The sequence below is a fragment of the Streptomyces hoynatensis genome (assembly GCF_003626535.1).
Lineage (GTDB): Bacteria > Actinomycetota > Actinomycetes > Streptomycetales > Streptomycetaceae > Streptomyces > Streptomyces hoynatensis.
In genome coordinates this window covers 30,179-51,426 of record NZ_RBAL01000023.1, presented here as the reverse complement: position 1 = coordinate 51,426, position 21,248 = coordinate 30,179, and the positions used below count along the sequence as shown (strand labels likewise).

At 72.2% G+C, this 21,248-nt stretch carries 15 protein-coding genes and 1 pseudogene; 10 read left to right on the top strand and 6 right to left on the bottom strand.

From position 1 onward, the window contains the following. Positions 1-25 precede the first annotated feature (25 nt). Positions 26-1,252 (bottom strand): helix-turn-helix domain-containing protein, encoded by a 1,227-nt coding sequence (locus D7294_RS27235; protein WP_120684422.1) that lies wholly within the window; start codon positions 1,250-1,252, stop codon positions 26-28. Between the two features lie 265 nt (positions 1,253-1,517). Here D7294_RS27235 and D7294_RS27230 point away from each other — a divergent pair. Further along, positions 1,518-2,073: pseudogene (locus tag D7294_RS27230) on the top strand (NUDIX hydrolase). Positions 2,074-2,373: 300 nt separating this feature from the next. Here the strand turns inward: D7294_RS27230 and D7294_RS27225 are convergent. The 4 genes from D7294_RS27225 to D7294_RS27215 all read right to left on the bottom strand — a co-directional run bounded on the left by D7294_RS27225 (position 2,374) and on the right by D7294_RS27215 (position 5,614). Further along, the gene (locus D7294_RS27225) at positions 2,374-2,595 is read right to left on the bottom strand and encodes a hypothetical protein (protein WP_422070748.1); all 222 of its coding nucleotides are present in this window, start codon (positions 2,593-2,595) and stop codon (positions 2,374-2,376) included. 9 nt (positions 2,596-2,604) lie between these two features. Continuing rightward, positions 2,605-4,686 (bottom strand): 4-alpha-glucanotransferase, encoded by a 2,082-nt coding sequence (malQ, locus tag D7294_RS27220; protein WP_120684420.1) that lies wholly within the window; start codon positions 4,684-4,686, stop codon positions 2,605-2,607. Next, complete coding sequence (locus D7294_RS31665) at positions 4,686-4,871, bottom strand: hypothetical protein (protein WP_147450920.1); 186 nt, start codon at positions 4,869-4,871, stop codon at positions 4,686-4,688. Before D7294_RS31665 ends, malQ begins: the two co-directional genes overlap by 1 nt. 206 nt (positions 4,872-5,077) lie before the next feature. After that, complete coding sequence (locus tag D7294_RS27215; protein ID WP_120684418.1) at positions 5,078-5,614, bottom strand: HNH endonuclease; 537 nt, start codon at positions 5,612-5,614, stop codon at positions 5,078-5,080. Positions 5,615-5,892: 278 nt separating this feature from the next. Between D7294_RS27215 and D7294_RS27210 the strand changes: the two genes are divergently transcribed. Next, complete coding sequence (locus tag D7294_RS27210) at positions 5,893-7,392, top strand: MFS transporter (RefSeq protein WP_120684416.1); 1,500 nt, start codon at positions 5,893-5,895, stop codon at positions 7,390-7,392. A gap of 760 nt (positions 7,393-8,152) precedes the next feature. Here the strand turns inward: D7294_RS27210 and D7294_RS27205 are convergent. Next, entirely contained in the window at positions 8,153-8,782 is a 630-nt protein-coding gene (locus D7294_RS27205; protein ID WP_120684414.1) for a TetR/AcrR family transcriptional regulator, read from the bottom strand. 117 nt (positions 8,783-8,899) lie between these two features. On the opposite strand from D7294_RS27205, the gene D7294_RS27200 reads away from it, so the two are divergent. The 8 genes from D7294_RS27200 (at position 8,900) to D7294_RS27160 (ending at position 21,248) form a co-directional block, all read left to right on the top strand. After that, entirely contained in the window at positions 8,900-9,805 is a 906-nt protein-coding gene (locus D7294_RS27200; RefSeq protein WP_241562660.1) for a mechanosensitive ion channel family protein, read from the top strand. A 232-nt stretch (positions 9,806-10,037) separates the two neighbouring features. Continuing rightward, complete coding sequence (locus D7294_RS27195) at positions 10,038-10,703, top strand: GNAT family N-acetyltransferase (protein ID WP_120684412.1); 666 nt, start codon at positions 10,038-10,040, stop codon at positions 10,701-10,703. Between the two features lie 522 nt (positions 10,704-11,225). Continuing rightward, complete coding sequence (locus D7294_RS27190) at positions 11,226-12,962, top strand: Eco57I restriction-modification methylase domain-containing protein (RefSeq protein WP_120684410.1); 1,737 nt, start codon at positions 11,226-11,228, stop codon at positions 12,960-12,962. A 98-nt stretch (positions 12,963-13,060) separates the two neighbouring features. Next, positions 13,061-14,056 carry a BsuBI/PstI family type II restriction endonuclease gene (locus D7294_RS27185; RefSeq protein WP_147450919.1) on the top strand — a complete coding sequence of 332 codons (996 nt, stop codon included), beginning with the start codon at positions 13,061-13,063 and terminating at the stop codon, positions 14,054-14,056. A gap of 498 nt (positions 14,057-14,554) precedes the next feature. Beyond that, positions 14,555-15,988, top strand: a complete 1,434-nt coding sequence (locus D7294_RS27180) for a hypothetical protein (RefSeq protein WP_241562659.1) — start codon at positions 14,555-14,557, stop codon at positions 15,986-15,988. Positions 15,989-16,197: 209 nt separating this feature from the next. Next, positions 16,198-17,301 carry a glutamate ABC transporter substrate-binding protein gene (locus D7294_RS27170; protein ID WP_277751119.1) on the top strand — a complete coding sequence of 368 codons (1,104 nt, stop codon included), beginning with the start codon at positions 16,198-16,200 and terminating at the stop codon, positions 17,299-17,301. Positions 17,302-17,403: 102 nt separating this feature from the next. Beyond that, positions 17,404-18,684 carry a hypothetical protein gene (locus tag D7294_RS27165; RefSeq protein ID WP_120684404.1) on the top strand — a complete coding sequence of 427 codons (1,281 nt, stop codon included), beginning with the start codon at positions 17,404-17,406 and terminating at the stop codon, positions 18,682-18,684. Beyond that, positions 18,672-21,248 carry a serine/threonine-protein kinase gene (locus D7294_RS27160; protein WP_422070747.1) on the top strand — a complete coding sequence of 859 codons (2,577 nt, stop codon included), beginning with the start codon at positions 18,672-18,674 and terminating at the stop codon, positions 21,246-21,248. Before D7294_RS27165 ends, D7294_RS27160 begins: the two co-directional genes overlap by 13 nt.

Below are 21,248 nucleotides of genomic sequence, written 5' to 3'. Positions count from 1 at the left end.
GCACTCAGGGATACGTTCCGTGTCCCTACCCGACGCCGAGCGCGTGCCCCAGGGCCCGCTGCTCCACGGTCAGCGGTCGGCGCCGTGCGCGGCGAGCATCCCGGAAGACGTCCCGGGCGAGCCGCTGATGGCGCAGCCACTCCGGCGCATCCGCATGCAGGCCCGCGAGAATGCCCAGGGCCTCGTCACTGTGCCGCAGCATGGCGTGCGCCTGCGACACCGTCAGCATGTGCCGCCGCCAGTTCCCCGACCCCGACGCCGCGCTGGCCGGCACCCTCTCCGCGAGGCCCAGGGCCCGCCCGGGCTGGTGGGCCACCATCTGGTTCTCGATCGCCTGCAATCCCACCCGCAGCCCGTCGAATCGGTTCCAGCCGTGCAGCCGGACCGCGGGGCGTCCGCCGAGCGCGATCGCCGCCGTGCGGGCCAGCCTCAGGTAGTCCCGCGCTTCCTGCGGCCGGTTGTTCCGCGCCGCCGCCGAGGATGCGCGCCGCAGCAGACGCCCCCACACCCCCAGTTCGTCAGGCCGTGCCCGGGAGATCCGCGGTTCGATCTCCTCCGCGGTGGCCGCCGTCGCCGACTCGGCCTCGTCCAGGCGCCCTTCCCGCAGCAGTGTCCAGCCCTGCGCGCTGATGGCCGCGGCCGCCGCCAGCCGGTCCCCGGCGGCTTCCGCACTGTGAACCGCGTCCCGCAGCGCCACGTGCGCAAGGTCGTAGGCGCGGACCTGCGTGAGGAACCGGCCCGCCATCTGCAGCGCGTCCGCCCGCAGCCTCAGCGCCTCGCGCTGCCGCGGCCCGTCGTCGTGGAAGGCCACCGCCAGCCGGGTGGAGGTGAGCAGTCGAGGCAGGAGCGCGGCAACCCGTGGATAGTCGTCGCCGTTGTAGGCCCCCGACAGAGCCGCCGCGACATCCCTGATCTGCACCAGGTGCGGCGCCTCCCCGGCGTCGATGAGGCCCAGCCCTCCGGACAGAGTCACCGGTGGGGAAATCTCCCGCCGAAGCGGCATCAGGTCGACCGCGTGGTCGTCGGCGTGGTTGTCGGGCGGCAGGGCGGCCGGGTCGAACAGCTGGGCCGTGCGGACGCCCAGGGCCCGGGCCAGCGCGTGGTACGTCTCCAGGCGGGCCGTGCCCCCACCCTCGATCTTCTTGATCACCCCCGGGCGCAAGCCGGCCTTCTCGGCCAGCTTCTCCTGGGTGAGGCCACGCCCGAGCCGAAGGGCGCGAAGCGTGTCGCCCGTTGAGCCATCGCCGTCCATGACGAGCCCCCGTCCCACTTGCCGCCTGCCGCTCATTGCCAGCATAGGACGGGGTTTTGGCGTGCGTGCGGCCTTGCTTGCGGATCACCCGGCAGGGCATTGCGCCGTCGCTGGGGCCGAGGGTTCCCCGCTGTTGGGCAGGCGGCGGCCCTCCGGCCGCGACCCACAGCGCGCTCACAGGCCAGGCCGTGGGCCGAAACGGCGACACCGCGCGCCTTCCCCCCGCAGGCACGACGGCCCGGCGTGCTGCACTGGAGGCCCCGGCATGAGGAGCAGCGTGTCCCTCTGGAAGAACCTCGGCGAACGCACCGTCTACGAGAACCGGTGGATGCGGGTGAACGCCGGTGAACATGGCGGACGTCGAGTTGCCCGACGGCCGGCACCTGGACCACACCGTCATCCGGCTGCGGCCCGTCGCGGTCGCGGCCGTCGTCAACGAGGAGAACGAGGTCCTGCTGCTGTGGCGGCACCGGTTCATCACCGGCGCGTGGGGCTTTGAACTCCCCTCGGGCGGTACCGGCGAAGGCGAGGAGCCGGCGGTCGCAGCGGCGCGGGAGTTCGAGGAGGAGACCGGCTGGCGGCCGGGCCCGATGCGGCTGTTGCTGGCCCTGGACCCGATGCCGGGGATCTCGACGAGCCATCACCGGGTGTACTGGTCGGACCAGGCCGAACGCATCGGCGAGCCCCGCGACGCCTTCGAGTCGGCGCGCCGGGAGTGGGTGCCGCTGGCGAAGATGCACGACCTGATCGCCGACGGCCACGTGCGCTCGGCGACCACGGCCGCCGCCCTGCTGATGCTGTCCCGACGGCGTCTGCCCTGAGGCATCACCCACCCACCCAGGAACCAGACACGACCACAGCCTCCCCACCGTCCCGGGCGAGCCAGGGGCACGATCACAGAACGCCCCACCGCCCCGGGCGGGGTGCGGGGGTGTGGGCCGCCTCGCTCGCCGCAGGCGGGGCAACGGAAAGGGCCCCGACCACAGAACCCGAACCCCACCCACCCGGCCAGGGCCCAGCCGCAGGCCGACGGGCCGCACCGGCGCACAAGGGGGCCGCGGGGACCACCCCGCAAAGGCCCGCCGCCGCAGGCGGCAGGGCCCCGCACCACCGTCGGAGACCTACCGCTTGCGCTCGCTGACCACCACAAGCCCCGCGATGACCGCGAACAGGGCGAGCGGAGCCAGCACGAAAAGACCGATGGTCTCGATGGCGCTCAGCCCCGGGCCGGGGTCGTCGCCGTCGTCCCGGGTGAGGGCGAGGGCGGACGGGGAGGACAGCAGCATGAGCAGCCCGGTGCCGAGCACCACGGCCGCCGCGCGCTTCTTGTTCAGGTTGACCACGGGCTCAGACTAACGAACCCCCTCGGGGCTCCCCGCGACAGCCCCTCCCGCCGCGTCCCCGCCCGCCATCTCGCGCCGCACGGCCCTGGCCAGGGTGGCGAGCCGCACCGAGGAGGTGAGGGCTTCCAGGGGCAGGGGGCGGCCCTCGCCGTCGGCGAGGGGCAGCCGCCAGTTCGGGTACTCGCGCCAGGTGCCTGGCAGGTTCTGCGGGCGGCGGTCGCCGACCGCGTCCGGCAGCCAGATCCCGACCATCCTGGCGGGGGTCCTGGCCAGGAACAGGTGGGCGGCCAGCACCCGCCGCTCCTCGTCCGCGTCCGGCGGGAGCAGGCCGAGCGCGGCGAGTTCGTCCAGCCACTCCGCGTTCTCCGCGTGGACCGTGCGCAGCTCGGCCTCGGCGTCCGCGGTGAGCCCGAGTCGTTCCCTGAGCCTGACGTGCTCGCCGGTCAGCCTGGCCGCGGTGGGCGGCAGGTCGTGCGTGGTGAGGGTGGCCAGGCAGTCGGCGCGCCAGCGCTCGGGGGCGAGCGGGCGCCCCCCGCGCGCCGGGTCGCGTTCGAACCACAGCACGGAGGAGCCCACCAGGCCGCGGTCGGCGAGGTGCTCGCGCACCCCGGGGGCCACGGTGCCCAGGTCCTCGCCGAGGACCACCGCCCCCGCGCGGTGCGCCTGGAGGGCGAGCACCCCGAGCATGGCCTCGGCGTCGTAGGACACGTAGGTGCCCTGGTCGGGGTCGGCGCCCCGCGGAATCCACCACAGCCGGAACTGGCCCATGACGTGGTCGACCCGGATGCCGCCCGCGTGCCGCAGCAGCCCCCGCAGCAGTGCGCGGTAGGGGGCGTATCCGCGTTCCGCGAGCGCGCCCGGCCGCCAGGGCGGCACTCCCCAGTCCTGGCCGCGGGTGTTGAACGCGTCGGGCGGGGCGCCGGCGGACATGCCTGCGGCCAGCACCTCCTGCTGCGACCAGGCCTCGGAGCCGTCCGGGTGCACGCCCAGCGCCAGGTCGTGGACCAGGCCGATCGGCATGCCCGCGGCGCGGGCCGCCCGCTGGGCGCGGGCCAGCTGGGTGTCGGTGAGCCAGGTCAGCCAGCTGTGGAAGTCGATGCGTTCCAGGTGGTCGCCGCGGGCCCTGGCGGTCGCGGCGGAACGCGGGTCGCGCAGGCCGGCCGGCCAGGAGTGCCAGTCGGGCCCGTGCAGTTCCGCGAGCGCGCACCAGGTGGCGTGGTCCTCCAGGCCCTGGCCCTGTTCGGCGAGGTAGGCGCAGTAGGCGGCGTGCCGGCCCGGGCCGAGCGGCACGCCGCGGACGATCTCCAGGGCCTGGCGTTTGAGGGCCCACACGGCGTCCCGGTCGATGGGGGCGCCCTTCTCCAGTACGGCGGCGCGCAGGGCGGCGGCCTGGACGAGCAGCCGGTCGGTGCGCGCGCGTTCCCCCGGCCCGAGGTAGGCGTACTCGGGGATGTCCTCGATCCGCAGGTGCACGGGGTCGGCGAAGCGCCGGTTGCCGGGGCGGTAAGGGGAGGGGTCGGTGGGTTCGCCCGGGGTGCCGGGCACGGCCGCGTGGAGCGGGTTGAGCTGCAGGAATCCGGCGCCGATGGCGTGCCCGGCCCAGGCGGCGAGGTCGGCCAGGTCGACGAGGTCACCCATGCCCCAGGAGCGCCGGGACAGCACCGAGTAGAGCGGCACGAGCAGCCCCATGCTGCGCCCCGGCGGTCCCGGCAGGCGGGCGGGGGCGGCGATCAGGGTGGCCGTGGCGGTGCGGCCGTCGGGCGCCTCGGCGTGCAGGGTGTGGCAGCCCAGGGGCAGCGGGGCGCCCGGGGCGGGCGCCCGCCAGGGCATCTCCCGGCCGTCCTCGGTGGTGATCCGCAGGGTGGTGCCCTCGGGCACGTCGGGGAGCGGGGCGTGGCCGTCGCGCAGGACGACGGTGGGCGGGAGGAGGCGCGGCGGGCCGGCGCCGGGGGGCGCGGCCTCCGGGTCGACGCCGAGGGCGGCGAGCACGGCCCGCACGGTGTCCGCCGGTACCTCGCGGCGGCTGCCCGGCGTGGGCTCGTAGGAGGTGGCGACGCCGTGCGCCGCGGCGAGCCGCGACAGCCGCTCCATCAGATCCCGTTCGGCTCCGCCGTCAGGGGCGGCTCGGCCGCGAGGGGGCCCTCCGCGGTGAGGGGGGCGTGGTCGGCCAGCGGCGGCTCGCTGGTGAGCGGGAGGTCCCGGCCCGCCGGTGCGGCGGGCATCGGGATCAGGGCTGGTTTGTCCGACGCGGCTTCCGTCCTGGTGCCTGTGGCCACGGGGGCGCTCCGTTCGCTGTCGGTGGCGACTCGGTTCTGCTCTACCCAGTGAACGCCACCGCATCCTTCCCCGCGACAGGAAAGCGACGCAGCTCACGCCCGGTTCCGCGGAAGATTTACCGTCGGCCGGCCGACGGCTCCCGATTTCTTTCACCCCCCTCCCGGCCCTCCGGTGCGGGAGCGCGCGCCGCCGGCCGCGGGGCGGCTCAGGCCGGGCGGCCCTCGATCCTGGCCAGCGCGTCGTCCGCGCCGTAGGGCCGCAGATAGGGCAGCCACCGCGGGTCGCGGTGGCCGGTGCCGATGATCCGCCAGGCGAGTCCCGAGGGCGGCCCCGGCTGGTGGCGCAGCCGCCAGCCGAGTTCGGCGACGTGCCGGTCGGCCTTGATGTGGTTGCAGCTGCGGCAGGCGGCGACGACGTTGTCCCAGGCGTGCTGGCCGCCGCGGCTGCGCGGGATGACGTGGTCGACGCTGGTGGCGACCCCGCCGCAGTAGGCGCACCGGCCGCCGTCGCGGGCGAACAGCGCCCGGCGGGTGAGCGGGACCGCGGTGCGGTAGGGGACGCGGACGAAGCGTTTCAGCCGTACGACGCTCGGTGCGGGTATGGCGTGGGTGGCGCTGCGCATCAGGGCGCCGGAGCTCTCCAGGCTCACGGCCTTGTCGTTGAGCAACAGGATGAGCGCGCGGCGGACCGGTACGACGCCGAGCGGCTCGTATGACGCGTTGAGGACCAATACGTGTGGCACGGACGCCCTCCGTTTCCGTCGGCGGCACGTGGCTCGCGCCGTGACGATCTCCCTCAGTGTGTCCCGGCCGCGGCCGGTAGCGCCACCACGACGGGGAAATGCGGCGATTGTGTCGTTCGCCACAGGGCCCCCTCTCCTCTCTTCCTTCCCCCCGCGTATCGGCATCAGCGCCAATTGACCAACGCTTGTTGACAGTAATCGAGGGCCTGGACTAGTTTGCCTACGTGCGTTGACAACCACGGTCGGAAGTCGCAGTGACCAAGGAAGAAGGCAGGACCATGTCCGACATCGAATCGACCCCTCAGGCAGGGGTGGGCGGGGGCAGGCGCTGGCTGGCCCTGGTCTTCATCTGCCTGGCTCAGCTGATGGTCGTGCTCGACGTGACCATCGTGAACATCGCGCTGCCCTCGGCCCAGGCCGATCTCGACTTCTCCGACGGCGACCGGCAGTGGGTGGTCACCGCCTACACCCTGGCCTTCGGCAGCCTGCTGCTGCTCGGCGGGCGGCTCGCGGACTACACGGGGCGGCGCCGGGCCTTCATCATCGGCACCATCGGCTTCGCCGCCGCCTCCGCGCTGGGCGGCGCCGCGGGCTCCTTCGAGCTGCTGCTCGCCGCCCGCGCCCTGCAGGGGGTGTTCGGCGCGCTGCTCGCGCCGGCCGCGCTCTCCCTCCTCGCGGTCACCTTCACGGAGACCCACGAGCGGGCCAAGGCGTTCGGCATCTTCGGCGGCATCGCGGCGGGCGGCGGCGCCATCGGCCTGCTGCTCGGCGGCTGGCTGACGGACGCCTTCGACTGGCGCTGGTGCATGTACGTGAACTGCGTGATCGCCTTCCTCGCCCTCTGCGGCACGGCCCTGCTGCCCAACCCCCGCGCCTCGCACGGGGTCCGCCTCGACCTGCCGGGGGTGCTCCTGGTCACCACCGGCCTGGTCGCGATCGTCTACGGGCTGAGCGAGGCGGAGTCCGAGGGCTGGTCCTCGGGCATGGTGCTGGGCCCGATCACCCTCGGCGTGCTGCTGCTGGCGGCGTTCGCGGTGGTCGAGGCGCGCACGGCCGAGCCGCTGCTGCGGCTGCGGGTGGTGTGGGACCGCACCCGCGGCACCGCCTACCTCTCGGCCGCGATCGCCATGATCGGGATGCTGGGGACGATGTTCCTGCTCACCTTCTACATCCAGATCGTCAAGGGGTACTCCCCGGTGAAGGCGGGCGTCTCCTTCCTGCCGATGACCCTCGCGGTGGCGGTCGCGGCGGGCGGCATCGCCAGCCGGCTGCTGCCCCGGGTTCCGCCCCGGGCGCTGATGACGCCGGGCATGCTGATCTCGGCCTGCGGCCTGACCTGGCTGACCCGCCTGGAGCCCGACTCCGGCTACGCGGAGGTGCCCCTGGTCGGGATGCTGCTGATCGGCCTCGGCATGGGCCTGGTCATGGCCCCCGCGATGAACTACGCGACCCACGGCGTCGGCGCCGAGGACGCGGGCGTCGCCTCCGGCATGGTCAACACCGGGCAGCAGATCGGCGGTTCGATCGCCACCGCCCTGCTCAACACCCTCGCGGCCAACGCGACCACGGACTACATCTCCGACCACATGACCCGGCCGGGCGACCAGGCGGTCCTCCAGGCCGGCCTCGTCGAGGGCTACACCACGGCCTTCGCCTGGGCGGCGGGCATCCTCGCGGTCGGCTCCCTCGTCATCGCGGCCCTGATGAACACCCCGCGGCCGAACCCGGGCGCCCAGGCCGCCGGCTCCGGCGACCCGGTCCCCGTCCACCTCGGCTGAGCGCCTCCCCTTCCTTCCTCCCCTCCTCCCGCCTTCGTCCCCCGGCCGCCCTGGCCGGGGGACGAAGGCGCTTGCGGGGGCGCGGGTGCGGTGCGGGGGCGCATACGGCGGCGCCGCACGCAGCGCCCGTACGCGGGCGCGGCGCGGGGCGCGGTTGCGCGCGGGCGCGGCGTTCGGGCGGTGCGCGGGCGCGGCGTGCGGGGGCGGCGCGGGCGCGGCACCGGTGCCCGGGGCGGCGGGAACGACGCACGCAGGCGGGCGCGGTGGCCGAGCGCGGTGCGGTGCCCGGGTGCGGGTGCGGGGCGTACGGACGCCGGGGCGGCGCGGGGACGGCGCGCGTAAGCGGGCGCGGCGCGCGTACGGGCGGCGTACCCGCGCGAGCGCGGGGCGCGTACGGGCGCGGAGGCGGGCGGCGTACCGGGGCGGCGGCCCGAGTCGGCGGCCCGGGGGACAGCGCGCGTACCGGCAGCGTACCGGCGGCGAGGGCCGCGAGCCGGGGCCGGCGTGCATACGGGCGTGGCGAGAGGCGTGGGCGCCGGCACGTGTACGGGCGCGGCGGCGGGGCGGGGGCGTGGGAAGGCGCGCGTACGGGCGCGGGAGAGAGGGCGCGCGGGCTCGGGGAGGACCCGCGTAGTGGGGAAGGCGCGCGCGGCGGTGGGGCGGGCGCAGGCGCGTGCCGCGTGCCCGGCGCGCACCCGGCGCGTGGACGGCACGCGGACGGCCGCCGAGTTGCCCGCTCGGCGGCCGTCGACGCGCCCCGCTAGGCCGCGGACCCGAGGGGCGCCGTCAGGTGGCGCTGGATGCTGGCCCCGACCGCCTCGATCAGCGTCTCGTAGTCCATCGACGCCACCGGCTCGATCTCCAGCACGTACCGCAGCAGCGCCGTGCCGATGCCCTGGGTCAGCACGAGGCCGGCCCGCGTCTCGATGTCGGGGTCGTCGGGGAACGCCCGGCGCAGCGCGGGCAGCACGTGCTCGTTGAAGCTGCGCTGCACGGAACGGGCCGCCTCGGGGTGGGTGGGCGCGGCCCGCAGCGCCGCCGCCTCCGGCTTGTTCTCGCCCCGCTCCCAGCGGCCGAGCATCGCCCGGGCGAAGCGCCGCCCGATCTCCTCCCGCGGCACCTTGGTGAGGTCCTCCAGGTCGCTGGCGACGCGGACGGTGGCGTCGAACAGGTCGGCCTTGCTGCCGTAGTAACGCATCACCATCGCGGGGTCCACGCCGGCGTCGGCGGCCACGGCGCGAATCGTCGTCTTCTCGTACCCGTCCTCGGCGAACCTCGCCCGCGCCGCCTCCAGGATCGCGCGCCTCGCCGGGGCCGACCGGGGCCCGAAGCGTCGCGGCGGCGCCCAGACCACGTCTTCCACACCTTGGGCATTCTCGCTGTGCTGCATTCCCCCACGATATCAACGCTTGTTGACTTTCGAACGTCTCGAACGCCCGCTGTGCCCTTCGCCACAGGCCCCGGCCTGGGGCGCAACCCCGGCCCCGGCCCTGTCTACGGTTATGCCGTGCGAGACAACTGGGAGTCCTGGGCCACGTCCGGGCTGCGCATCGTGCTGATCGCGCTGCTGGCCTTCGCGGTGCGGTACGTGGTGCGCCGGGCCATCACACGCCTGATCGCGCGGCTCAACCGGGAGGACGGCGGCTCTTCGCGCCGCCCCCCGCTGCGGTCCGGGCTGCTGGTGAACACCGAGCGGCGGCGGCAGCGTTCCGAGACGATCGGCTCGGTGCTGCGCAGCGCCGCCTCCGTGGTGATCCTGGGCACCGCGGCCCTCATGGTGCTGTCCGAACTCGGCGTCGAGCTGGGGCCGTTGATGGCGAGCGCGGGCATCGCCGGCGTGGCGCTCGGCTTCGGGGCGCGCAGCGTGGTGGCCGACGTGCTCAGCGGCATGTTCATGCTGCTCGAGGATCAGTACGGGGTCGGCGACCGGATCGACGCCGGCGAGGCGGTGGGCACCGTCCTGGAGATCGGCCTGCGGGTGACCACGCTGCGCGGCGACGGCGGCGAGGTCTGGTACGTCCGCAACGGCGAGATCAAGCGCATCGGGAACCTCAGCCAGGGCTGGTCCACCGCGACGATCGACGTGGAACTCGACCCGGACGCCAACCTCGACGAGGCCCGCAAGCTGATCGCCGCGGCCGGCGAGGAACTGTCGGGCGCGGCGCCGTGGGACGAGGTGCTGTGGGAGCCGGTCGAGGTGCTCGGCCTGGACTCCTTCACCCGGGAGACGGTGGCGCTGCGCGTCTCCGCCAAGACCCTTCCCGGCCGGTCGGCCGAGGTGGAACGCGAGTTGCGCTGGCGGATCAAGCGCGCGCTCGACGTGGCGGGCCTGAGCCGGATCGAACCGGAGCAGCGGGTGCAACTGCCCACGCAGGCCGCCCCCGCCGCCGCGGAGGACGAGGGCGGCGAGTGAGGGCGCGTCCCACGGACCACCCACGCGACGTGCGGGGTTCCGGGCATGGGCCTGGTGCCCGGTTCCTGGCGGGGTTCCGTGCCGCGCTCCGTGGCTCTGTTGCGGGGCCCCGTGCCGCGGACGGTGGCGTTGGCCGCGGGCGGTGGCGTTGTGCCGCGGGCGGTGGCGTTCGCGCCTGCCCGGCCGAAGGAGGGGCTAGGCCCGGGGCGCGGGGCGTGTTCACAATGTCTCCATGAACGAAACACCGGCCATCCCGGCCACCGCTCCCGCACCCGCCACGCCGGATTCCGTGGTGGTTCGCCGTTACCGTTCCGAGGACGCCTGGGCCCTGGACGACGTGTGCATCCGCACCGGCCACCTCGGCGGCGACGCGCGGGGGCACCTGCCAGAACCGGAGATCCTCCCGGTCCTCTTCGCCGCCCCCTACGCGGCCCACGACCCGGACCTGGTGTTCGTGGCGGACGACGGCGAGCGGCCGATCGGCTACCTGGTCGGCACGGCCGACAGCCCGGCCTACTTCGCCTGGTTCAGGAGGGAGTGGCTGCCCACGGTCGCGGCGCGCTTCCCCTCCCCCGACGCCGAGCCCGGGGTCGGCGACGCGAACCTGCGCGACCTGCTGCACCACCCCGAGCGGATGCTCCACCCCGAGATCGCCGCCGCCTATCCGGCGCACCTGCACATCGACCTGCTCCCCCAGGGCCAGCGGCGCGGGCTCGGCCGCGCCCTGATGGAGGCGTACTTCGCGGCCCTGCGCGAACGCGGCGTGCCCGGCGTGCACCTGAGCATGGTCGCGGCCAACACGAACGCCCGCGCCTTCTACCACCACATCGGCTTCCACGACCTCGGCCCCGCCCCCGACACCGACGAGGTCATCTACCTCGGCCTGCACCTCACCTGAGGCGCCCTTGCCGCGACGCCCAACTACGGATGGGTGACTCAGCCCGAAGCCAGAACCCTGCAACGCAAGCTGAGGAGTGCCCCAGCATGGCTGGTAGCCGTCTGAGGCTGTTGGCAGTCTCGCCGAGCATGGCCAGCTGCCGAAGGCCGCTTTGCCGCCACCTGGAACGGCTGAGGTTCCACGCAGTAGACCAGCTGCGCTCCACGGTTACAGGCATCTCAACGGTGTGGGCGGCTCCATGCTCCAAGTTTGCTACGGCTGTTGCCCAACCCCACCTACAGCTTCATCCAAGAGAGCTGGCTCTTGCACCGATTCGTTGCGATCTCGACCGAAGCGACACAGTTGCCCCTTCATTCGAGACCTACATCCCAAGCCAATTGCACACTATCGATCACCGCCAGGACCATACGCGAAAGAAGAGGCAACTGGTGGGGCCCGCAGGGCGTCGTGTGAAATCCTAGGCACGTACGAGATACCAGGCGGAGCAAGCCTGGCGTCAGTGACGCAAAGAAGGGGCTCTCAGTGATCGAGACCGAGCTGATGGTCGCTGCTAGGCCCAACCGGGCTCAGCGGGCGTGGCTGAACACGGACGGACCCGCAAGCGTCTCGCGAGAGGCGCTTTCAGTTCTGGCAACCGTTCCCCACTGGTGGGAGCGTCGTGCATCGGCTCTGGGAGCCGACTCACCCGAAACGCTCGGTCTTGATCACGTCATAGCTTTTCCAGACGTATTCACTCAAGATGATTTGACGCTGTGTCCAATCAGGGAAGATTTGCTGGACGCCCGGGCAGAGGACCTGGCCAATGCCTATGTGGTCGCTCTGGATGACTCCGTACGCACTAGCGAGGGCCGACACTACACGCCGCCAACCCTGGCGAAAATTCTCTACCAACATAGCACTAAGACGCTCCAGCGCCACCCTGAGGGCCTGATCTGGGATCCGGCTTGTGGCGCGGGGATGCTTCTTTTGCCAGCACTGCGGTATTGGCTACAGAAGCGACGCGATGCACAGCCGGAGATTACTCTTCGAGTTGTGAAATCGGCCATCGGGGGCCGCGATCTCGACGCCTCCGCCGTATGGCTTGGCAATGCGCTTCTTGCTGCTGAGCTACTTCCTACCTGGCTGAGGGTACCGCTGTCACGACGTCGTCCGCTTCCATCACTACTTGAAGTAGGCGACGGACTGACCCCACCTCCTGTACCACCCACGCTCGTGCTCCTGAATCCCCCTTATGGCAGGGTTCGCCTATCCGATAGAGATCGCCAGAAATGGCAACACGTCGTATTCGGACACGCGAATCGATATGGCCTTTTCATGGCTGCGGCTGCCGAAAATTTGGCAGAAGGCGGCGCCCTCTCAGCACTCGTGCCCGCCGGCTGGCTTGGGGGCGCTTATTTCCAGCGACTTCGCTCCTATCTGGCCAGGACAGCACCACTGACTCGACTCACTCACGTTTCCGATAGGGCACGCGTTTTCTCGACCGGAGTCACCCAAGAGACCGTGTTGGCCACCTTCCAAAAGGGAAGCCTCACACGGTCGGTCACATGCGGGCGGGTGAGGATAAACGGTCGCGTCTCGGAGGAAGAGATCGGAAAGGGCAGGCTTCCGGCTGTCGCGGAGCGCCCTTGGTTGCTACCCCGAACTCCAACGGATCCTCCTGTCATTCGGAAGGCCCAGAAAATGACGCAGCGTCTCGCAAATTACGGCTGGTCTATTTCTACCGGGCCACTCGTCTGGAACCGCCGCAAAAGCCAGCTGTCCTCTTTCCCGTCGGATAGTTCCGTGATGATCATCTGGGCAGCAGATCTTGACGGAGGGAGGCTTCATCGCGATAAGACGCGAGACCGGCTGAGATATTTGCATCTCGGGAAAAATGACGAGAAGTTTCTAGTGCTGAATCAGCCTGCTGTTCTTGTTCAACGAACGACCGCTCCAGAGCAGGGGCGGCGGCTATTGGCAGCTGCACTTGACGACAAAACATTGTCCACATGGGGCGGGCGTGTCTCGGTGGAGAACCATGTAAACGTACTCACGTGCGAGACCCCCGGGAGCCTGCTCACACCCCGACTACTGACGGCACTACTGGACTCAGACGCCTTGGACCGCCTCTACCGGTGCCTCACGGGCTCAGTTGCCGTGTCCGCCTACGAACTGGCCGCGCTACCGTTGCCAGGGCCCAAGACGCTGAGAGCCTGGGCAAGCTTGCCCGACGAAGACCTCTCCTCAGCGATCAATGAGGTATATGGTCTGACGCTGTGACATACTCACCAGACGACTGGCCCCTGCCTCCACTGCTCGAGAACCGGAAGGCATACCAAGATCGACTGAGCTTGGTGCTGCCTTCGGAGATCACAGGGATGACCGCGACCGCGAACCCAGCTGCATCAGCCATCGTTTTCGTTGCCATGTATGTCGGCGCCATTGGAGACAACGCACCTATCCGCCCTTCGACTATCACGTGGATGAGCGATGCTGTTGCCGAAAGACGGAAAGACAGCGAAAGACGCGGTTACTACACGGCGGCAATGAAGAAAGAAAAGGACGTCATCAGCTTTTGCGATGCAATCGGCGTCCAACGGGGCCCCATTTGGTATGCAAACAATAGTCGCGAACCTGTACGCGACGAATCAATTGACGCCCTGATCAACAACGGCGCGGTACTCAACATCCGAACACACCTGTCAACCAACTCGCCACTCGCTCGTTACACTCTGGCCCCAGATTTCGCCGCCCTTCTAGTGCCAGAGATGACAGGATCTGCACTTCATGAGGCCATTGCGAAATGGCAAAAGACGCACCTGACTCCGACTGGCCGCCGGAGAGCACAATTGCGTCGCGATCCTGCGCTAAATGATGAGAGCGTGCATGTACATCTACCCGGCGCTGGCATCCGAACACTACATCCCGGGCCCAGCAGCGTAATCCTGAAGGGTGTGGCCGAACAGTTCTCGACCCACCTAAAGCAGCCTAACGTGCTTTTCATTTCTCAACCCGGAGAAAAAGTAAACCTAATCGATGGCCACGCTCTTGAGTCGATGGGCATCACAGTGAATAAAAGCGCTTTGCTGCCCGACTGCCTGATGGCAGATCTCGCTCCCGATCACGATGAAGTGTGGTTCATCGAAGCAGTTTTCAGTGGCGGCGTAATCACGAATGAGCGCAAGGAAAGCCTCCTCGCCTGGGCAGCTTCGCAAGGATTGAGCCCGGAAAGATGCCGTTTCCTCTCGGCATTCGAGTCGCGCACACACCCTGAGGCAAAAAAGGCATTGCCCATGCTGGCCGATGGCACGTTCGCCTGGTTTAATGACGAACCAGAGCATCTGCTAATTTGGGATTCCATCAATCTTGATTGACTTTTTGAGGTACCCCAACCCAGCAGGTTGACATCCTAGGGTCATAGAATAAAAAACACTTTCATTTCCCTGTAGCTGTGCGAGGGCGCAGTCAACTCCGTCGTGTCCAGTCAGGCAATCGTGACCTGCCTCGGGAAGGGCCTCTTGGAGGACCTGATCCGAGGCGGGAGCGATCGGGTCCGAGGAGTCCTGTCCGCCCCGGTCGCAGCCTTGCAGCGGGCAGTGCGGGCGCCATCGTTCACCGGGGGGCAGCCGGTCGGGAGTGGGCCAGCGGAGGCGGCCTGGTGACCGTGGCCCGGGTGACGGGCGGGGAAACGGGGGTTGACCTCGGCGGGAACCGGGCGGCAAGCCCCCCGCGTGATGGCGGGCGAGAGTGGCGGCAAGGGGCAAAGATCGCGATCCCGAGACGATCGTGACCAAAGCCTGTGGCGTCACGAGGCCAGGCGGCATACTTCTGGCCGTGGCCCGTGCCGAATCACGAGGGGGAGGGCCCGCACCGTGACGCATTCGCCGACCGCTCCGCCGACGTCCCCGCCGGCCGCCGCGGCAGCGACGGCACCGCAGGACGGGCCGCCATCCCCCGCGTCCGCGGCCTCCCAGGAGCCACCGCGCCGCTCGCCGTGGGCGTACAAGGCGGGCCAGTTGCGGGCCGCGCTGCGGACCGAGCCGGGCAGGCTGCGGCTGATCGGCGCGGCGATCGCCCTGCTGCTGCTGTTGTTCGGCGGGGTGACCGTCTGGCAGGTGTCCGATCGTACGGCCGCGGCGGCCACCGTCATCGACAGCAGCCAGCCGCTGAGCACCGGGGCCGCCGAGATCTACCGTGCGCTCGTCGACGCCAACACCGCGGCGGCCACCGGGTTCCTGGCCGGGGCGAACGAGGACCCCGACGTGCGGCAGCGCTACGAGGACGACATCGACAACGCGGCGCGGCGGCTCGCCGCGGCGGCGGCCGACAGTTCGGGCTCCGACGAGGCGCAGGAGTACATCACCTTTCTCAATCAGCGGCTCCCGGTGTACACCGGGCTGGTCGAGATCGCCCGCGCGAACAACCGGCAGGGCCTCCCGCTGGGCGGGGCCTACCTGCGCTACGCCAACGAGCAGATGCAGGAGTCGCTGCTGCGCACGGCCGACGAGCTGTACCAGCTGGAGACCAGGCGCTTCGAGCAGGACATGGGCGAGGCCAAGCGGTGGCCGTGGGTGGCCACGGGGGTCGGGCTCGGCACGCTCCTGGTGCTGGCCTGGGCGCAGCGGCGGCACTACCTGCGCACCAACCGGGTGTTCGACCCGGGCCTGCTGGCGGCCACCTCGGCGGCGCTGGTGCTGCTGCTGTGGCTGACCGGCGCGCACGTCCTGGCGCGCTCCGCGCTGAACGACGCGAGCACCGGGGCGGCCAGGTCGCTGAGCGCGCTGAACGGGGCCTGGACCGAGGCGCTGAAGGCCCGCGGCGACGAGAACCTGAACCTGGTCGCCAGGGGCGCGAGCACCGAGTTCGAGGACAGCTACACCGAGCACATGAACACGCTGCTCGGCCCCGACCCCGAGCAGGTCGCCGGCCTGCTCGGCGAGGCGGAGGAACTGGCCGACGACGCCGACGGGCTGGCTCCCGTGCGGGCCGCGGTGGCCGCCACCCAGGAGTGGCGCACGCGCCACCAGGCGGGCCGGGAACAGGAGCTGGCCGGGGCGTACGACGAGGCGGTGGCCCGGGCGATCGGCGGGCCCCACTCCCCCGGGGCGACGACGGGGCAGTCCTTCGCCCAGGTGAACGCCTCCCTCGGGGAGGCGGTGCGGCACGAGCAGGAGCAGTTCACGGCGGCGGCCGACCGCGGGCGCGGGCGGCTCGGCGGCCTGCGGGTCGGGGCGGTGGCGCTTGCCCTGCTGGCGGTGCTCGGCACCGCGCTCGGCGTGGGCCGCAGGCTGGCGGAGTACCGGTGAGGCGAGGGGCCGGAGGCGGGCGTGACGAGTCGGGCCGGGCGGCAACTCCGGTGGAGCGGGCCGGAACGGGAACGCCGGTGGAGCGGGCGGGAGCGGCTAGGCCGGTGCGACGGGCCGGAACGGGAAGGCCGGTGCGACGGGCCGGAACGGGAAGGCCGACGGAACGGGCGGAGGCCGGACGGGCGGAAGTGGGAAGGCCGGTGGGCAGCGTGAGCACCGTGGGAACGCCGGGCGCGGCGGGCGCCGGGGCGCCGGGGGGTGGGCCGGGGGGCCGGGGCGGGCGGCGCCGGGTGCGGCTGCCGCGCGGGCGCGGGCTGCTGCTCGCCGCCGCCGCGCTGGTGCTCGCCGGGACCACCCTCGTGGCGGCGCTGCCGGGCGGCGGGGCCGCGGCCGGGGCCGGTTCCGCCGCGGGGCAGGCCGCGCCGGCCGGGCAGGTGAGCAGCGGGGACGACCTGCCGCTCGCGGGGCCGCAACTGTGCGACGGGCGGCCGGTGGACGCCAGCCTGCCGCCGGCCCGCGACCCGGGCGACGCGGTGGCGGCGATCAGGGCGCGCAACCAGCTGCGGGTCGGCATCGACCTCAACAGCTACCTGTGGGGCTACCGCGAACCGGACAGCACCCGCATCGTCGGCTTCGACATCGACCTGGTGCAGGCCATCGCGGAGGACCTGCTCGGCGAGAACCCCGACATCGTGTACCTGGCCATCCCGACCGCCCAGCGCACCCAGGCCATACAGGAGGGCACCGTCGACATGGTGGTGCGCTCGATGTCCATCACCTGCGACCGCTGGCAGGACGTCGCGTTCTCCACCGCCTACTTCGAGACCGGGCAGCAGCTTGAGGTGCCGCGCAACTCCTCCATCACCGGCTTCGACGAGAGCCTGGACGGGGCCCGGGTGTGCAGCGCGGCGGGCTCCACGGCGAGCCGGCTGCTGCAGGAGCAGAGCCACGGCGCCCAGCTGATCACCCAGCCCAACCACCTCGACTGCCTGGTGCAGGTGCAACTCGGCCTGGCGGACGCCCTGATGACCGACACCGCGCTGGCGGCCGGGCATCTGGCGCAGGACCCCTCGATGCGGCTGGTGGGGCAGCGGCTGACGGACGAGTCGTACGGGGTGGCGATGAACCTCGCCAACACCGACCTGGTCGCCTGGGTGAACGCCGTCCTTGAGGACTACCGCGCCGGCGGCGAGGACAGCCAGTGGCGGCAGTCCTTCGACCGGTGGCTGGCGCCCTACCTGTACGACGGGCGCCGCGACCCGCCGCCCACGCCGCCCGAGCCCGAGTATCTGGAGGGCGGGCTCGTGGACTGAGCCGCCCGGCCCGCCGCCCGGGCGCCCGCGGCGGCGGATGGGGCGAGGGCGGGCGGGGGAAAGATTGCGGTACGAACACAGCAGACAGCAGAGGGGAGAGCGATGGCCCCGGATTCCGGCGGAAAGATGCTCGGCCGGGAAGAGGCCGACCGCGCGCTGGCGCGGCTCGCCGCCGAGCACGAGGCGATCGAGTCGTCCCTGCTCGCGTTGCAGGACCACGCGGGCCGCAGACTGCTCGAAGGCGCCGAGCTGACCGGGATCACCCGGGAGCGCTGGGCCCGCGCCGAGCGGACCGCGGCCTCGCTGTGGGCCTGCTTCGACGCCTTCACCGCGACCCTGGACGCCGCGCGGGAGCTGCGGTCGCGCCGCCGCTTCCCCACCCGCGAGGACCTGACCCGGCTCGGCGAGGTACTCGGCGAGGAGGGCGGCCTGCTCGTCGCCGGGCCGGACGGCAGGCCCGTCGAACGCCTCCGCTGGGCCGAGCTGATCGGGCGGATGAACGCCGGGTACGCCGAGGTGCTCGACGCGGTGATCGCCGCCGAGGCCGTGTGGTCCGCGCTGCCGGCCCGGATAGACATGCTGTCCACCGAGCTGCACCGGCTGCGGGATCTGGCCCACTCGGTGGGCGTGCGGCCCGGCGCCCACCCGGCCGGGGACGAGCTGCGCCGGGTCACCGAGGACCTGAAGGAGCTGCGGGCCGAGGTGATCGCCGACCCGCTGGCGTTCTGGATTCCCGACGGCGGCAGCAGCGCCCCGGGCGGCGGGCGGCCCGACACCGCGCGCTACGACCGCTCGGCCCGCGCCCTGGACGACATCAGGCGCGAGGTCGAGGCCGTCATCGGGGTGCGCAAGGACGCCGAGGAACGGCTGGTGCGGCTGCGTGACGTGCTCTCCCGGGCCGACCGCACGCTGGCCGAGGCGCGCACCGCGCGCGGCGAGGTGCTGGCGAAGATCGCCGCCTCCGAGGTGCCCGCGGTCAACGGGCCGCCGACCGCCTTGCAGGAACAGCTGGCCGCCGCGGCCGACTTCAGGCGCCGCGCCCAGTGGCACCGGCTCTCGCCGCTGCTCGAATCGCTGGAGGAACGCGCCGAGCAGGAGCTGACCAGGGCGCGGGACTCGCTGGCCGCGGTGACCGCGCCGCTCGCGGTGCGGGCCGAACTGCGCGGCCGGCTCGACGCGTACAAGGCGCGGACCGCCAGGTGCGGCAAGGCCGAAGAGCCGCTGCTCGTGGAGCGCTACGACGCGGCGCGGCGGCTGCTGTGGACGGCGCCCTGCGACCTGCGCGCCGCGGAACTCGCGGTGCTGCGCTACCAGCAGGCCGCCGCGGAGGCGCTGGCGGCCGAGGAGCCGGGGGAGCCCGTGGAGCGGAGGTGGCACGCGTGAGCCGGGAACGCGTCGGCCTCTGCCAGCGCCCCGGCTGCCTGGGCGGCTACGAGGACGTGGGCGAGGGCGAGTTGTACTGCGACACCTGCGGGCTGGCCCCCGTGGTCTCCCCGGAGGGCCTGATCGGCGGCGTGGCCACCGGCATCACGGGCCTGCCCGCGGAACTCCTCGGCGAGGGCACCGCGAACAGCGGCGGCAGCCGGCCCTCCTCGCGGTCCCAGTTCTCGCGCCGCTCGGTCTCCGGGCGGCTCTCGCGCGCGGTCTCGGGCAAGCTGTCCGGCCGTTCCGTCTCGGTGCGCAGCTCGCGTTCCGGGACCGGCTCCACCCGCTCGCGGCTCGGGGTGGGCCTGGTGGCGATGCCGGAGGTGCCGCGCCCCGACCCGCTGGCCGCGGTGCTCGAAGACCCCGAGGTGCCCGAGCGGAAGCGGTTCTGCGGCAACAGCGACTGCGGGGCCCCGGTGGGCCGGGCCCGCAACGGGCGGCCGGGGCGCACGGAGGGCTTCTGCACCAAGTGCGGCCACCCGTACTCGTTCCTGCCCAAGCTCCAGCCGGGCGACGTGGTCAAGGACCAGTACGAGATCGCGGGCTGCCTGGCGCACGGCGGGCTCGGCTGGATCTACCTGGCGATCGACCGCGCCGTCTCCGACCGGTGGGTGGTGCTCAAGGGCCTGCTGGACACCGGGGACGAGGACGCGATGGCCGCGGCGATCTCCGAGCGGCGTTTCCTGGCGGAGATCGAGCACTCCAGCATCGTGCGGATCTACAACTTCGTCGAGCACCTCGACCGCCGCACCGGCAGCATGGACGGCTACATCGTCATGGAGTACGTCGGCGGCAAGTCGCTGAAGGAGATCGCCAACGCCAGGCGCACCCCGGACGGCCGCCGGGACCCGCTGCCGGTGGAGCAGGCGTGCGCCTACGGCATCGAGGCCCTGGACGCGCTGGGCTACCTGCACAGCCGCAACCTGCTGTACTGCGACTTCAAGGTGGACAACGCGATCCAGCAGGACGACCAGCTGAAGCTGATCGACATGGGCGCCGTGCGGCGCATGGACGACCACGAGAGCGCGATCTACGGCACCGTCGGCTACCAGGCGCCCGAGGTGCCGGAGCTGGGTCCCTCGGTGGCCTCCGACCTGTACACGGTGGCCAGGACCCTGGCCGTGCTCACCTTCGACTTCCAGGGCTACACGACGATCTACGCCGACAGCCTGCCCGAGCCGGAGAACATCGAGGTCTTCCAGGAGTACGAGTCGTTCTACCGGTTCCTGGTGCGGGCCACCGACCCGGACCCGTGGCGCAGGTTCGCCTCCGCCCGGGAGATGGCCGAGCAGCTGACGGGGGTGCTGCGGGAGGTCGTCGCGGTGAGGACCGGGCAGCCGCAGCCGGCGTTCTCCCAGCTGTTCGGGCCGGAGCAGCGGGTGGTGGACACCGATGTGGTGCCGGGGCCGAGCGGCGTGGTCTCCCGGCTCGGCGTCCGGCAGCCGGGGCGGGCGGGGCGGCGGCGCGGCCGGGCGGCGGCACCCGCCGAGCCCGCGCTGCCGGCCGTGCCGCAGACGGTGCCGCCGGACGTGAAGCAGATCGTGCTGGCCCTGCCGATGCCGCGGGTCGACGAGCGGGACCCGAACGCCGGCTTCCTCGCCGGCCTGGTGGCGACGGCGCCGGCCGACCTGGTCGTCGCCCTGCGCTCGGCGCCCACCGACTCCCTGGAACTCAGGCTCCGCGAACTGCGCGCCTACCTGGAGCTGTCCGCCGGGCCGGCGCTCCCCGAACAGGGGCAGGGCGCCGACCGGGAGGCGGGGCAGGTGCCGGCCAGCGCGCAGGCGCTGGCCGCGGCCAGGGAGCGGCTCGCGGCGCTGAGCGAGCGGCACGGCCGCGACTGGCGCGTGGTGTGGCACCGGGGCCTGACCGCGCTGCTCACCGAGGACTGGGAGACGGCGGCGCTGTCCTTCGACGCCGTCTACGACGCGTTCCCCGGCGAGGTGGCGCCCAAGCTGGCGCTCGCGGTGTGCGCCGAGGTGCTGGGCCAGCTGGACAACGCGGCCGACTACTACGGGCTGGTGTGGACGACGGACCCGAGCCACGTCAGCGCCGGGTTCGGCCTGGCCCGGGTGCGTCTTGCCGCCGGGGACCGCGCGGGGGCGGTGGCGGCCCTGGAGTCGGTGCCGGAGACCTCGGCCCACTACACGGCGGCCCGCGTCGCCGCCGTGCGGGCCAGGCTCCGCCAGCGGGCGGCCAGCGAGGACCTGCTGCCGGATCTGCTGGCGGCGGGACGGCAGGTCGCGCTGCTCAAGGAGGCCGGCCTGGAACCATGGCTGGGTGAACAGCTGTCCTGTGAGGTGCTGGGCTCCGCGCTGGACTGGGTCCTCTCCGCGCCGGCCGGGCCACCCCACCGGCACGCGGATACCCGGCACGACCTGCTGGGCGCTCCGCTGGACGAGAACGGGGTGAGGCGCGGCCTCGAACGCTCGTACCGGCGGCTCGCCCGGCTGGCGCCAACCAGTACTGAACGGACCGAACTGGTGGAGGCGGCGAACCGCTTCCGCCCTAGGACATGGGTGTGA